The sequence below is a fragment of the Pseudomonas pudica genome, assembly GCF_015680405.1.
GTDB lineage: Bacteria > Pseudomonadota > Gammaproteobacteria > Pseudomonadales > Pseudomonadaceae > Aquipseudomonas > Aquipseudomonas pudica.
The window spans coordinates 40,995-54,772 of record NZ_JADLJS010000016.1; the positions used below are offsets into that span (position 1 = coordinate 40,995).

A 13,778-nucleotide genomic window follows, 5' to 3' on the forward strand; every position below is an offset into this window, starting at 1 on the left:
GCGCGAGCCGCTGCTGCCTTGGTTGTCCAGATCGTCTTCGTAGAGGTCTTCGCTCACGCGTTTTCCTCCAGCAGGCGCCAGCGCAGTTTTTCGCCGGCGCGCAGCGGGACCACGGTCTGCTCGCCAAATGGCAGGCTGTCCGGGGCGGTCCATTCCTCGCGGACCAGGGTAATGGTGTCGGTGTTCGCCGGCAGGCCATAGAACGCCGGGCCATGCAGGCTGGCGAAGCCTTCCAGCTTGTCCAGCGCGTTACGCTGTTCGAACGCTTCGGCGTACATCTCGATGGCTGCGTAGGCTGTGTAGCAACCGGCGCAACCGCAGGCGGCTTCCTTGGCGTGACGGGCGTGCGGTGCCGAGTCGGTACCCAGGAAGAACTTCGGGTTGCCGCTGGTGGCCGCGTCCAGCAGCGCCACCTGGTGCGTGTTGCGCTTGAGGATCGGCAGGCAATAGAAGTGCGGGCGAATGCCGCCAACCAGCATGTGGTTGCGGTTGTACAGCAGGTGCTGCGCAGTGATGGTCGCGCCGACGTTGGCCGGGGCCTCGGTGACGAACTGCGCGGCATCGCTGGTGGTGATGTGCTCGAACACCACCTTCAGTGTCGGGAAGCGCTCGACCACACGGCGCATGTGCTCGTCGATGAAGCGCTTCTCGCGGTCGAACACGTCGATCTCGCTGCGGGTCACTTCGCCATGCACCAGTAGCGGCATGCCAACTTCCGCCAGCGCCTCGATGGCCGGGAAGATGTTGTCGATGCTGGTCACGCCCGAATCGGAATTGGTGGTGGCGCCGGCAGGGTACAGCTTGGCGGCGTACACGAAACCGCTGGCCTTTGCCGCGCGGATGTCCTCGGGGCTGGTGCGGTCGGTGAGGTACAGCACCATCAGCGGCTCGAAGCGGCTGCCGGCCGGGCGGGCGGCCAGGATGCGCTCACGGTAGGCGCCGGCCTCGGCGGCATTGCGCACCGGCGGAACCAGGTTGGGCATGATGATGGCACGGGCGAAAGTACGCGCCACGTCGCCAACGGTGTGGGGCAGGACGGCACCATCGCGCAGATGGATGTGCCAGTCGTCGGGACGCAGGAGGGTCAGGCGATCGGACATTGGGGATTCCAGGCGGGTCGAACTCAAGCCCCAATGCTACCGGAAAACCCTGGGTGGAGCACGGCTATCAAGTTTTCCGCCCAGCGTCCGATAGCCTGCAGGTAAGCCGTCAGAATTTGTGGAGCCGCCCGTGCGCCAGCGTTACCTAGCCCTGTTGACCCTGTTCGCCAGCCTGCCGGCCGGCGCGCTGACCTTCCAGACGCGCATGGAGAACATCGCCTGGAAGGTCGAGGGTGACCAGTTCGAATGCCGGCTGATCCAGCCGATCGACGGCTTCGGCAGTGGCGAGTTCGTGCGCCGCGCGGGCGAGCAGCCGGTGTTCCAGCTGCGTTCGGACAGCAACGTTCTGGGGGCGGGCACGGCCACCTTGCTGGCAGCCGCTGCGCCGTGGCAACCCGGGCGCAGCGACATCAACCTGGGCAGTGTGCGCATGGCTCGCACCGGGGTGCTGTTCAGTTCGTCCCAGGGCCAGGCCAGCCGCCTGATCAACGGCCTGCTCGATGGGCGCAGCACGGTGGTACGCAATTACGCCGGCGAGGCGGGCAGGCCGATGGAAGTGCGTGTGCTACCGGTCAGCTTCGCCAAGGCCTACAGCGACTATCAGGCCTGTGCCGGCAAGCTGCTGCCGATGAATTACGACCAGGTGCGCCAGACCCAGGTGGGCTTCCCCGGGGGCGGCTTCGAGCTGGATGGTGCGGCCAAGGCGCGGCTGGACGTGATCCTCGACTACATGAAGGCTGACCCGACGGTGAACCATGTCGAGCTCAACGGCCACTCCGACAACAGTGGCAACCGCCTGACCAATCGCGACATGTCGCGCCGCCGGGCACTGGCGGTGGCCGACTACCTCAAGGCCCATGGCGTTCCGGAAGAGCAGATTACCGTGCGTTTCCACGGCGAGCGTTACCCATTGGCGAAGAACACCAATGCAGCCAACCGGGCGCGTAATCGTCGGGTGAATATTGAACTGGATCGGGTGACGGTAATCGAGAAGCCGGTTGAGAAGCCTGTCGAAAAGGCCCCTGAGCCAACACCTGCCAAGTCCTGAAGGCTGCGGAGCTTTCTGTAGGAGCGGCCTTGTGTCGCGATGGGCTGCACAGCAGCCCCGGCAGTTTTCGCTGCATAGCTGAGATCCAGGGGCTGCTGCGCAGCCCATCGCGACACAAGGCCGCTCCTACACGGCATTTCATACTTTCCGACGGTAAGTCGCCCTTCCGAAACTTCCTGTCGCTTTGTCGTCAGAAGCTGTCGCCCCACTGTAAATTTATCCGTAACGTCGTTAGAATCGATCCCTTTCCGTACAACCCCGTGGAGTGATGGCATGGCGGACGTAAAAAAGGTCGTACTGGCGTATTCCGGCGGCCTTGATACTTCGGTGATTCTCAAGTGGCTGCAGGATACCTACAACTGCGAAGTGGTGACCTTCACCGCTGACCTGGGGCAGGGCGAAGAGGTCGAGCCTGCTCGTGCCAAGGCCCAGGCAATGGGCGTTAAAGAGATCTACATCGATGACCTGCGCGAAGAGTTCGTGCGTGATTTCGTGTTCCCGATGTTCCGCGCCAACACCGTCTACGAGGGCGAGTACCTGCTGGGTACTTCCATCGCCCGTCCGCTGATCGCCAAGCGCCTGATCGAGATCGCCAACGAAACCGGCGCCGACGCCATTTCCCACGGCGCCACCGGCAAAGGCAACGACCAGGTACGCTTCGAGCTGGGTGCCTATGCCCTGAAGCCAGGCGTCAAGGTCATCGCCCCATGGCGCGAGTGGGACCTGCTGTCCCGCGAGAAGCTGATGGACTACGCCGAGAAGCACGGCATCCCGATCGAGCGCCACGGCAAGAAGAAGTCGCCGTACTCGATGGACGCCAACCTGCTGCACATTTCCTACGAAGGCGGTGTCCTGGAAGATACCTGGACCGAGCACGAAGAAGACATGTGGCGCTGGAGCGTCTCGCCCGAGAACGCCCCGGACCAGGCTACCTACATCGAGTTGACCTACCGCAACGGTGACATCGTTGCCATCGACGGCGTCGAGAAGACCCCGGCCACCGTCCTGGCCGACCTGAACCGTATCGGTGGTGCCAATGGCATCGGCCGTCTGGACATCGTCGAGAACCGTTACGTTGGCATGAAGTCGCGTGGCTGCTACGAGACCCCTGGCGGTACCATCATGCTCAAGGCCCACCGTGCCATCGAGTCGGTCACCCTGGACCGCGAAGTCGCTCACCTGAAGGATGAGCTGATGCCGAAGTACGCCAGCCTGATCTACACCGGCTACTGGTGGAGCCCGGAGCGTCTGATGCTGCAGCAGATGATCGACGCTTCGCAGGTCAACGTGAACGGTGTGGTTCGCCTGAAACTGTACAAGGGCAACGTCACCGTTGTCGGCCGCAAGTCGGACGACTCGCTGTTCGATGCCAACATCGCTACCTTCGAGGAAGATGGCGGCGCCTACAATCAGGCGGACGCAGCGGGCTTCATCAAGCTCAACGCGCTGCGTATGCGCATTGCTGCCAACAAGGGCCGCTCGCTGCTCTGATAGCGGCCACGTGCATCAAGGACCCCGGCCCAGGCCGGGGTTTTTTTGGCCTGTGGAAAACCTGAGGCATTCAACGGCCGTCGTTCGCCACCTGTCCATCAAGCGTGCTGATCGATAGTTGTGCACACTGACGCCTATCCAGATTGCAAAAACGCCAGGTGCGCGCTTGCTGAGGCGGTTGGGCAAGGGCGGATAGCAATTGCTGCTCCATCATGCGATAGGCATCGGGGCCGGAAAACATGAATGTGACAGGCTCGCCCTGCAGCGCTTCGCTGGTGTTGCCGGGCATTGCATGTTTCGCCACATCGCTCTGTGTCGACTTGTTGTCATTTGCCGTCCTGTTTGACGAGGGGTCATAGAACGACTTGTAATTGAAGTTGAGCGTGAGGAAGAACAGTGCCGTCAGGAAGAATGGGAAGCCCACCAGGAACCAAGTATAGAGCTTCTGGCTGGACTCGCTGAGAAACGGCAATGTGGCAAGGGCGGAGGCTTCGATAATCCCTGCGAAGATGGCAATGATCGTCAGCGGGGCGACAGGTTGTACTTGGTGCATATGGGTCGTCTCCAGCGATTTTGCACATCTTTACCTTACGGCGTTGCTCAACTAAAGACTGGACTGTTTCCCGGGTGAGAATAATCGCTCGAAATCCTGATGGCCGCGTCTGTTCAGCGTATTTGAATCGAATATTTCCCTAAGTGTCGGCCGGTTTTCAACTGGTGCACTTTTGCAGGCCGGTGATACCGTTTATTTGGTAACAAGGAATTTGAATGTTACAAGCACATCGGTTGAGTGTAGGAAATTTCTGTAAGTGTTGTAGGTTCCATCTGTTCATATATTTCGCCGGTAAATCACCGCACCAGCCAAGCGTTGTGTAGGTTATCTTGGCGGGCCAAAGCAAAAGCAATGAATGGATATCGCATGAATAAAGTGCTTATCGTGGATGATCATCCGGTCATACGCCTGGCCGTACGCATGCTGATGGAGCGGCATGGGTATGACGTCGTGGCGGAAACCGACAACGGGGTGGCTGCGCTGCAACTGACACGGCAACACCTGCCGGATATCGTGGTGCTCGATATCGGTATCCCCAAGCTGGATGGCCTGGAGGTGATCGGCCGCATGACAACCTTCAGTCCGGGTAGCAAGGTACTGGTGCTGACATCGCAGGCACCCGGCAACTTCTCGATGCGCTGCATGCAGGCGGGGGCGGCGGGGTATGTGTGCAAGCAGCAGGAACTCACCGAACTGCTGAGCGCCATCAAGGCCGTACTGTCGGGCTACAGCTACTTCCCCAACCAGGCGTTGCATGTGTCACGTGGGAGGGGAGGAAGCGAGGCGGATATGGTCAACCGCCTCTCGGCGCGCGAGATGACCGTGTTGCAACAGCTGGCGCGAGGACGTTCCAACAAGGAGATTGCCGACAGCATGTTCCTCAGCAACAAGACGGTCAGTACCTACAAGTCGCGCCTGCTGCTAAAGCTCAATGCGCGGTCGCTGGTGGACCTGATCGAGCTGGCGCAGCGGCAAGGGTTGAACTGACCGCCAGGGCCGTAAAGCCTCCAGTCAGGAGGCTTTGCCAAGGTTACAGATCGTAGTCGAAGTCGGCCAGCTGCTTCTGCAGGCGCCTTTCTTCCAGCATATTGTCGATGGTGCGGCGCTTGCTCAGGTTGGTCTTTGCGGTTTCCACCTGGGGTTCCGCTTCGTCGTCCGCGGCAACAAAATCATCTTCGATCGACAGGTCGTCTTTATCGCTACTCATGAGTCGCTCCAAGCCAAGGGGCCATTGGCCGTCCTTATAACCAGAAAGCAGACGCCGGTAAAAAAGATTTTTTCAATCGAAACAGGTGGTTTCCAACTATCGACTCAATCGTCGGAGGTCTTGTGCTTGTACTCGCACAAGTCTTCGATCCTGCAACTGCCGCAGCGTGGCTTGCGTGCCTGGCACACATAGCGCCCATGCAGGATCAGCCAGTGGTGGGCGTCCAGCAGGTAATCCTTTGGTACGAACTTGATCAGCTTTTTCTCCACTTCCAGCACTGTCTTGCCTGGTGCAATGCCGGTACGGTTGCTGACCCGGAAGATATGGGTATCCACAGCCATGGTCGGCTGGCGGAACGCCGTATTGAGCACTACGTTGGCGGTCTTGCGGCCCACGCCTGGTAGCGCCTCCAAGGCTTCGCGGGTTTGCGGTACCTGGCTGCCATGGCGCTCGATCAGCAGCCGGCAGGCTTCGATGACGTTCTTGGCCTTGCTGTTGTACAAGCCAATGGTCTTGATGTACTCGCTCAGGCCTTCGACGCCCAGCGCATAGATGGCCTCGGGGGTGTTGGCGACCGGGAACAGGCGTGCGGTGGCCTTGTTGACGCCGACATCGGTGGACTGCGCAGACAGGGTTACGGCGACCAGCAGTTCGAACGGGGTGGTGTAGGCCAGTTCGGTCTTCGGGTCGGGGTTGTCTTCGTGCAGCCTGCGAAAGATCTCCAGGCGTTTGGCGGCATTCATGAAATCAGAGCTTTCCTTGACGACGTGGTTGGGCGGGGCCCGGACGCAGGCGATTGTACAAGGCCAACAGCAGTCCGAGCAGTAGCAAGGCGCCCGGGGCCAGGCTGGCCAGGTGCAGGCCGGTACCGTCGGCCAACCATTGGCGGCTGGCGCCGAGCAGCAGGCATGTGGCAAGCAGTGCGCAAAGGTGGCCGGCGAGCAGGCGCCAGCGCCCTTGATCGGGCAGCAGGTGGTCAGTGGCCAGGCATTGCAGGCACAGCAGTGCGGGATAGTGGCCGAGGGCAAGTGCCACTGGCAGCAGCCAGGCACGCAGTGCCAGTTGCAGGCAACTGGCCAGGGCCGCCAACAGCAGCAGGCTGGCCAGCACATAGGTCCAGGTGGCAAGCCGCTGGCGCAGGGGCGCCAGCAACAGCTGGTGAAGGCTGCTCATCAGCACCGCACACACGCCGATGGTGGCCCCTTCGCTCAGTGTTCGGGTGGCGCCCAGCAGGGGCACCAGGCTTGCGCCGAGCAAGTAGAACCTATTCATGCATGGCGCCCTCCAGCAACGCGCTGCGCTGCTCATCGAAGTATCTCAGCGCCTCTTGCAGCGCGCCGATTACTGCTCGTGAGGTCACGGTTGCGCCAGCCAACTGGTCAAAGTCGCCCTGGTCGCGCTTCAGCGCCCAGCGATCGCCCAACTGGCGGTTGGCAAATTGCTCCAGCCAGTTAAGCTGCGGATCTCCCAGGCGTGCACCTAATCCGGGGCTTTCCTGTTGTTCGACCACCTGGCTGCCGATCAGCTGGCCGTCCGCGCTAATGGCCACGCTGAGCACGATCGGCCCGGCATAGCCCTGGGTCTGAGTGACCAGGATGATGGCGGCCGGCTTGCCCGCCAGCGTCGCCCGGTAAGCTGCCAGGATCCGGCTGTTTGGCCGCTGTGCGGCGGGCCTGGGCAGCGGGTTGTCCAGGGGGTGGTTGTCGTAACTTCCTTCTGGCAGCACCGCCAGCCGCTGGCGGCTATTCAGTTGTTTCTCGGCGTCGGCGATGGCCGCGCTGGTCCAGTGTCGCCAGGCCAGGGTTGCCGACAGTGCCAGTGCCCCGGTCAGTACCAGCAGGCCGACATCACGTACCAGACGCTTCATCGTGCAACCTGCTGGCGCTGCGCAGCCAGGCGTTCGAGGCTCGGCGCCATGAGGTTCATCAGCAGGATGGCGAACGCCGTGCCGTCCGGGTAGCTGCCCCAAGTACGGATCAAGTAGATCAGCAGGCCCGCCCCCAGGCCGAACCCCAGCTTCGCCCACTCCTGCCGCGGGCCGGACACCGGCTCGGTGGCAATGAAGAACGCCGCCATCATGGTCGAGCCGGAGAACAGGTGCAGCAGGGGGGAGCCGTTGGAGTCCGAACCCGAGCCATTCCAGCCCAGCAGGCTGAACAGGAGCAACCCTGCCAGCAGGCCAACCGGCGCATGCCAGCTGATCACCTTGCGTTGCAGCAAAAACAGGCCGCCCAGCAGGAACGCAAGGTTGACCCATTCGCTGCCCCACCCTCCGATGCTGCCGAATCCCGGGTGGCTGGCGAACAGTTCATCGATGGTCAGGCTGCGATTGTGGCGCAGGCCGTCGAGCAGTGTCGGCCGGGCCCAGGCATCGATCTGCTCGCCGCCGGCGAACACCAGCTGCAGGCTATCGAGCAGGCCAGGTGCCGGCCCCGGCCAATGGTTCATCTGCAACGGGAAGCTCAGCAGCACGAAGGCATAGCCGACCATGGCCGGGTTGAACAGGTTGCGCCCGACCCCGCCAAAGGCCTGCTTGCCGATGCCTATGGCAACGCTGGCTGCAACTACCGGCAACCACCACGGCGTCAGGGTCGGCAGGGCGGCGGCCAGCAGCACGGCAGTCACCAGCGCGCTGCCGTCGTTCAGCGCCGTGCTCAGCGGTTGTGCTCGCAACTTGAGCGACAACATCTCGCACAGCAGCGCGGCACTGGCGCATAGCAACAGGTTGATTAGCATGCTCCAGCCATGCAGCCAGAACAGCGCCAACAGGCCAGGTACGCAAGCCAGCAACACCAGCCCCATGCTGGTGCGTAGCCGCGGGTCGGGCTTGGCAGTCATTGGGTGAGCAGCCCGTTGAAGCCGGAAAACGCCATCGCCATTACACTGGCACCGAGCAATTCGATGGGCAGGCCGCGCATTGCCCCGGGGACGTCGGCATGATTGCTACGCTGGCGCAGGTCGGCGAACAACGCCAACGCCAGCCAGAAGCCGCCGCCGGCCAGCAGGCCTTGCAGCACGGTAGCGAGCCATGTGCTGTCGTCGCTTGTCTGTTGCAGGGCCAACCCCAGTACTACCGCGTTGCTCAACAGCAGCGCGGGCAGTTGCGTCACCGGCCAGCTCGGGCGCCACCTTGTCAGCAGCCATGGCGCGCCCCAGGCAAGCACGGCCAGCCAGGGCAACAACAGGAACAGGGCAAGGTCCTGGGCTTGCAGCGGGGCAAGCACCCCGCGCACCAGTATTCGTGCGCCGATCATGCCCAAGGCAATGCACAGTGCGCAGGCGAGGCCGTGCACGTGGAGGTGCAGCCTGGGAAATGGCTGTTGTTGCAGGCACAGGTGATTGACCAGCGCAGCGCTGATCAGGACCAGGATGTAGTCGCTCATGAGATGACGATAGCCGGGAATCGGGGCGATTGTCCGGGTTGGCGTCAAGGTGCCGGAATCATTGTGGGAGCGGGCAGGCCCGCTCCCACAAGTTCAAGCAGTTTTGTTACTTGATGCGCTGGCCCGGCTTGGCACCGCTGTCCGGGCTAAGCAGGTAGATCTCTTCGCCGCCAGGCCCGGCCGCCATGACCATGCCTTCGGACACGCCAAAGCGCATCTTGCGTGGCTTGAGGTTGGCCACCATCATGGTCAGGCGACCTTCCAGCTGGGACGGGTCGGGGTAGGCCGACTTGATGCCGGAGAACACGTTGCGGCGCTCATCACCAATGTCCAAGGTCAGTTGCAGCAGCTTGTCGGCACCCGGTACGGCCTCGGCCTTGACGATCAGCGCCACGCGCAGGTCGACGGCAGCAAAGGTGTCGAACTCGATTTCCGCCGACAGCGGGTCCTTGGCCAGCTCGCCGTTGCCGGCTGGGGCCGTGGCTTCGGAGGCCAGCAGGTCTTCCTTGCTGGCGGCGACCATGGCTTCGACCTTGGCCGGTTCGATGCGGCTCATCAGCGCCTTGAACGGGTTCAGCTGGTGGTTTTCCAGGCGTGACAGGTGGTCGTTCCAGGTCAGCGGTGCCACGTTGAGGAAGGCCTCTGCGTCCGCGGCCAGCACCGGCAGCACCGGCTTGAGGAAGATCACCAGTTGGCGGAACAGGTTGATGCCTTGGGCGCAGATGGCCTGCACTTCATCCTGTTTGCCTTCCTGTTTGGCCAGCGACCATGGGGCCTTGTCGGCGATCCAGGCGTTGGCGCGGTCGGCCAGCGCCATGATTTCGCGCATGGCACGGCCGAAATCGCGGCCTTCGTAAGCGTCGGCGATCGACGGAGCTGCCGCCAGGAAGGCTTCGGTCAGCTCCGGTGCGGCATCGCCAGCCACCATCACGCCTTCGTTGCCCTTGTGGATGAAACCGGCGCAGCGGCTGGCGATGTTTACCACCTTGCCGACCAGGTCGGAGTTGACCTTCTGCACGAAGTCTTCCAGGTTCAGGTCCAGGTCATCGACGCCACGGCCCAGCTTGGCGGCGTAGTAGTAGCGCAGGTATTCCGGCTGCAGGTGGTCGAGGTAGGTGCGGGCCTTGATGAAGGTACCGCGCGACTTGGACATCTTGGCGCCGTTCACCGTCAGGTAGCCGTGCACGTTGACCGCGCTTGGCTTGCGGAAGCCTGCACCTTCGAGCATGGCTGGCCAGAACAGGGCGTGGAAGTTGACGATGTCCTTGCCGATGAAGTGGTACAGCTCGGCCTTGGAGCCCTCGTTCCAGAACGCGTCGAAATCCAGCTCCGGGCGGCGTGCACAGAGGTTCTTGAAGCTGGCCATGTAGCCGATCGGTGCATCCAGCCACACATAGAAGTATTTGCCTGGCTCGCCCGGGATCTCGAAGCCGAAATACGGCGCGTCGCGAGAGATGTCCCATTCCTGCAGGCCCGAGTCCAACCATTCGGCCAGTTTGTTGGCTACAGCGTCCTGCAGCGTGCCGCTGCGGGTCCACTGCTGCAGCATGGCCTGGAAGTCCGGCAGCTTGAAGAAGAAGTGCTGGGAATCGCGCAGTACCGGAGTGGCACCAGAAATGGCCGACTTGGGGTTCTTCAGCTCGGTGGGCGCGTAGGTGGCGCCGCATTTCTCGCAGTTGTCGCCGTACTGGTCTTCGGCCGCGCACTTGGGGCAGGTGCCCTTGATGAAGCGGTCGGCGAGGAACATGCCCTTTTCCGGGTCGAAGTACTGGGTCACCGAACGGGTGGCGATGTGCCCGGCGTCACGCAGGCGTGCGTAGATCAGGCCCGAGAGCTCGCGGTTCTCTTCGCTGTGGGTGGAGTGGAAGTTGTCGAAGTCCACGAGGAAGTCGGCAAAGTCGCTGCTGTGTTCGGCCTGGACGTTGGCGATCAGTTGCTCCGGGGTGATGCCTTCCTTCTCGGCGCGCAGCATGATGGCCGAACCGTGGGCGTCGTCGGCGCAGACGTAGATGCACTGGTTGCCGCGCAGCTTCTGGAAGCGGACCCACATGTCTGTCTGGATGTACTCGAGCATATGGCCCAGGTGGATCGAACCGTTGGCATAGGGCAAGGCGCTGGTGACGAGAATCTGACGTGGCTCGGACATGGTGGCTTGGCTACTTATCTGGCGACGGGGTAAAAATGAGGTTGATCGGCCACTATAAAGGGCTGGCGAAGATATTTCACCCCGCATGCGCATCTGCTGACGATTGACGGGTTAGGATAGGCGTCTGTTTTACATTCAGTTTGCCATTGGGAGTCTCCATGAGTGCCGTCACCCGTGCCGCCGTCGAGGGCGTGCTTCGCCAGTACACCGACCCCTATCTGAACCAGGACCCGGTCAGCGCCGGCTGCGTGCGCGCCATCGATATCCAGGGCGGGCAGGTCAGCGTGCAGTTGCAGCTGGGTTATGCCGCAGGGCTGTTCAAGAACGGCTGGGCCCAGGTGCTGCAGACCGCCATCGGCAACCTCGAGGGTGTCAGCAGTGCCCAGGTGTCGATCGACTGCGTGGTGGCCGCGCACAAGGCCCAGGCTCAGGTGCCGGCCATGGCCAACGTCAAGAACATCATCGCAGTGGCCTCGGGCAAGGGCGGTGTGGGCAAGTCGACCACCGCGGCCAACCTGGCCCTGGCGCTGGCCCGCGAGGGTGCGCGGGTGGGTATTCTCGATGCCGATATCTATGGCCCCAGCCAAGGCGTGATGTTCGGCATCGCCGAAGGCACCCGCCCACAGATTCGCGAGCAGAAGTGGTTCGTGCCGATCAAGGCCCATGGCGTGGAAGTCATGTCCATGGCGTTTCTTACCGACGACAACACGCCGATGGTATGGCGTGGCCCGATGGTTTCCGGCGCGCTGCTGCAGCTGGTGACCCAGACCGCCTGGGACGACCTGGATTACCTGGTGATCGACATGCCGCCGGGCACCGGTGACATCCAGCTTACCCTGGCGCAGAAGGTGCCGGTGGCCGGTTCGGTGATCGTCACCACCCCGCAGGACCTGGCCCTGCTGGATGCCAAGAAGGGCGTGGAAATGTTCCGCAAGGTCAACATCCCGGTGCTGGGCGTGGTGGAGAACATGGCCGTGCACATTTGCTCGAACTGCGGCCATGCCGAGCACCTGTTCGGCGAAGGCGGTGGCGAGAAGCTGGCGAGCCAGTACGGCGTCGACCTGCTGGCGTCGTTGCCTTTGTCGATGCTGATTCGCGAGCAGGCCGATAGCGGCAAGCCGACGGCTATCGCCGAGCCGGAAAGCCAGATTGCCATGGTCTATCAGGAACTGGCCCGCCAGGTGGGCGCACGGATCGTGCTACAGGAAGCTGCGGCGCCGGCGATGCCGAGCATTACCATCAGCGAAGATTGACTGGCAGACCGAGTCGCCTGCTTCGCGGGGACAGCGCAGCCTTCAAGCACCGCGCTGTCCCTGTGGGAGCGGGTTTACCCGCGAAGCAAGCGACTCGGTCTTTCGGCCAGGCATAAAAAAACCCGCCGGAAGGCGGGTTTTTTTGAAAGCTAGGAAGCTTCGATCGACTTAGGCGATCTGAACTTCTTCAGCCTGCATGCCTTTCTGGCCGCGGGTAGCGACGAAAGTAACAGCCTGGCCTTCTTTCAGGGTTTTGAAGCCGTCAGCTTGGATGGCTTTGAAGTGCACGAACAGGTCGTCGCCCGACTGAGGGGTGATGAAGCCGTAGCCTTTTTCATCGTTGAACCACTTAACAACACCGGATTGACGGTTGGACATTTTTCTGTCTCCTTGGACAATTTGATAACGGTCAGGAAAAACCCTGGCCGGGACTGAGCGCAAAGAGAGCAGAAAATTCAGCGATGGGCCGATCAGGATCGTGCATCAAACTAGAGATTCTCGGTGTCACGTGCAGCACAGTGGCGCCACCTTACCCCACTTTCCGCAACCTGCCAATGGTCAGAAGGCGCTTTACGCAAATTCGGATCGACGGCGGCTGCAGCCCCCGCCCGGCGCGGGATGAGGCATGGAACTTTAACCTGGGCGCCGGGACCGGTAAGATGCGCGTCTCGAATTTTCACCTCGCAACTCTTCAGGACACCCCGCCATGAGCATCAAATCGGACAAGTGGATTCGCCGCATGGCGCAGGAACACGGCATGATCGAACCGTTCGTCGAGCGCCAGGTGCGCGGCGAACAGGACAGCCGGGTGATCTCCTTCGGCGTTTCCAGCTACGGCTATGACGTGCGCTGCGCCGACGAATTCAAGGTGTTTACCAACATCAATTCGGCCACCGTCGACCCGAAGAACTTCGATGCCGGCAGCTTCGTCGACATCAAGAGCGACGTATGCATCATCCCGCCGAACTCCTTCGCCCTGGCGCGCACCGTCGAGTATTTCCGCATTCCGCGCGACGTGCTGACCATCTGCCTGGGCAAGAGCACCTACGCCCGTTGCGGCATCATCGTCAACGTCACCCCGCTCGAGCCCGAGTGGGAAGGCCATGTGACGCTGGAGTTTTCGAATACCACCACGCTGCCGGCGAAGATTTACGCCAACGAAGGTGTGGCCCAGATGCTGTTCCTGCAGTCCGACGAAGAATGCGACGTGTCGTACAAGGACCGTGGCGGCAAGTACCAGGGCCAACGCGGCGTCACCCTGCCGCGTACCTGAGCCGACGAGCGCGGGGAATTCCCCGCGCCTTTGGCACTCCAACTGGATAACGCCGGTGCGCATGATGCGCAGCGGCCTTGTCAGGAGCAGCCAATGAAACTCCACCCCGCAATCAGTGCCAAGCTGGCAGTTCTGCAGCCCAACCACGTCGGGTTGCTGCCATGGTCACTGCTGGCACACCCGCTGCCCATGCAGGCGGGCGGTGTGCCCCACCAGCCTGACCCGGATACCCCGCAACCGCCGGAGCCCGGTGAAACACCACCCATGGAACCGGGCGAGCCAACCTTGCCTGATGAGCCTCCTCCGGCGCCTGTAGCCTGAACG

General features: G+C 62.2%; 16 protein-coding genes. 6 read left to right on the forward strand and 10 right to left on the reverse strand.

What is annotated here, in order from left to right:
- Positions 1-53: 53 nt before the first annotated feature.
- The gene (gene pyrC / locus IRZ77_RS13530) at positions 54-1,100 is read right to left on the reverse strand and encodes a dihydroorotase (RefSeq protein ID WP_046614753.1); all 1,047 of its coding nucleotides are present in this window, start codon (positions 1,098-1,100) and stop codon (positions 54-56) included.
- A gap of 130 nt (positions 1,101-1,230) precedes the next feature.
- Between pyrC and IRZ77_RS13535 the strand changes: the two genes are divergently transcribed.
- Positions 1,231-2,148, forward strand: a complete 918-nt coding sequence (locus tag IRZ77_RS13535; RefSeq protein ID WP_025340390.1) for a flagellar protein MotY — start codon at positions 1,231-1,233, stop codon at positions 2,146-2,148.
- Between the two features lie 273 nt (positions 2,149-2,421).
- Positions 2,422-3,639: an argininosuccinate synthase gene (locus IRZ77_RS13540; RefSeq protein WP_196173665.1), complete on the forward strand. Its 1,218-nt coding sequence runs from the start codon at positions 2,422-2,424 to the stop codon at positions 3,637-3,639.
- A 70-nt stretch (positions 3,640-3,709) separates the two neighbouring features.
- Here the strand turns inward: IRZ77_RS13540 and IRZ77_RS13545 are convergent, their stop codons facing one another.
- Entirely contained in the window at positions 3,710-4,192 is a 483-nt protein-coding gene (locus tag IRZ77_RS13545) for a hypothetical protein (RefSeq protein WP_046614751.1), read from the reverse strand.
- 366 nt (positions 4,193-4,558) lie between these two features.
- Between IRZ77_RS13545 and IRZ77_RS13550 the strand changes: the two genes are divergently transcribed.
- Positions 4,559-5,179, forward strand: coding sequence for a response regulator transcription factor (locus IRZ77_RS13550; RefSeq protein WP_046614750.1), 621 nt, complete (start codon positions 4,559-4,561; stop codon positions 5,177-5,179).
- A 43-nt stretch (positions 5,180-5,222) separates the two neighbouring features.
- On the opposite strand, the gene IRZ77_RS13555 is transcribed toward IRZ77_RS13550, so the two are convergent.
- The 7 genes from IRZ77_RS13555 to metG form a co-directional block, all read right to left on the reverse strand.
- The gene (locus IRZ77_RS13555) at positions 5,223-5,399 is read right to left on the reverse strand and encodes a PA3496 family putative envelope integrity protein (protein ID WP_003258006.1); all 177 of its coding nucleotides are present in this window, start codon (positions 5,397-5,399) and stop codon (positions 5,223-5,225) included.
- 104 nt (positions 5,400-5,503) lie between these two features.
- Positions 5,504-6,142, reverse strand: coding sequence for an endonuclease III (nth, locus tag IRZ77_RS13560; RefSeq protein ID WP_025340388.1), 639 nt, complete (start codon positions 6,140-6,142; stop codon positions 5,504-5,506).
- Positions 6,143-6,146: 4 nt separating this feature from the next.
- Positions 6,147-6,671: an Rnf-Nqr domain containing protein gene (locus tag IRZ77_RS13565; protein ID WP_108481803.1), complete on the reverse strand. Its 525-nt coding sequence runs from the start codon at positions 6,669-6,671 to the stop codon at positions 6,147-6,149.
- The gene (locus IRZ77_RS13570) at positions 6,664-7,266 is read right to left on the reverse strand and encodes an RnfABCDGE type electron transport complex subunit G (RefSeq protein WP_153671570.1); all 603 of its coding nucleotides are present in this window, start codon (positions 7,264-7,266) and stop codon (positions 6,664-6,666) included. Before IRZ77_RS13570 ends, IRZ77_RS13565 begins: the two co-directional genes overlap by 8 nt.
- Complete coding sequence (locus tag IRZ77_RS13575; RefSeq protein ID WP_085601557.1) at positions 7,263-8,237, reverse strand: RnfABCDGE type electron transport complex subunit D; 975 nt, start codon at positions 8,235-8,237, stop codon at positions 7,263-7,265. The genes IRZ77_RS13570 and IRZ77_RS13575 overlap by 4 nt, the downstream gene beginning before the upstream one ends.
- A complete protein-coding gene (locus tag IRZ77_RS13580) occupies positions 8,234-8,782 on the reverse strand; it encodes an Rnf-Nqr domain containing protein (protein WP_108481806.1) in 549 nt (182 codons plus the stop codon). Before IRZ77_RS13580 ends, IRZ77_RS13575 begins: the two co-directional genes overlap by 4 nt.
- 106 nt (positions 8,783-8,888) lie before the next feature.
- Positions 8,889-10,928: a methionine--tRNA ligase gene (metG, locus tag IRZ77_RS13585; RefSeq protein WP_196173667.1), complete on the reverse strand. Its 2,040-nt coding sequence runs from the start codon at positions 10,926-10,928 to the stop codon at positions 8,889-8,891.
- Positions 10,929-11,086: 158 nt separating this feature from the next.
- On the opposite strand from metG, the gene apbC reads away from it, so the two are divergent.
- The gene (apbC, locus tag IRZ77_RS13590) at positions 11,087-12,181 is read left to right on the forward strand and encodes an iron-sulfur cluster carrier protein ApbC (RefSeq protein WP_016713757.1); all 1,095 of its coding nucleotides are present in this window, start codon (positions 11,087-11,089) and stop codon (positions 12,179-12,181) included.
- Positions 12,182-12,349: 168 nt separating this feature from the next.
- Here apbC and IRZ77_RS13595 read toward each other — a convergent pair whose 3' ends face one another.
- Positions 12,350-12,559, reverse strand: coding sequence for a cold-shock protein (locus IRZ77_RS13595; RefSeq protein WP_003254922.1), 210 nt, complete (start codon positions 12,557-12,559; stop codon positions 12,350-12,352).
- 328 nt (positions 12,560-12,887) lie between these two features.
- On the opposite strand from IRZ77_RS13595, the gene dcd reads away from it, so the two are divergent.
- Together dcd and IRZ77_RS13605 are read left to right on the forward strand one after the other, a co-directional pair.
- The gene (dcd, locus tag IRZ77_RS13600; RefSeq protein WP_046614743.1) at positions 12,888-13,454 is read left to right on the forward strand and encodes a dCTP deaminase; all 567 of its coding nucleotides are present in this window, start codon (positions 12,888-12,890) and stop codon (positions 13,452-13,454) included.
- Between the two features lie 93 nt (positions 13,455-13,547).
- On the forward strand, positions 13,548-13,775 hold the full coding sequence (locus IRZ77_RS13605) for a hypothetical protein (protein WP_046614742.1): 228 nt from the start codon (positions 13,548-13,550) through the stop codon (positions 13,773-13,775).
- Positions 13,776-13,778 lie beyond the last annotated feature (3 nt).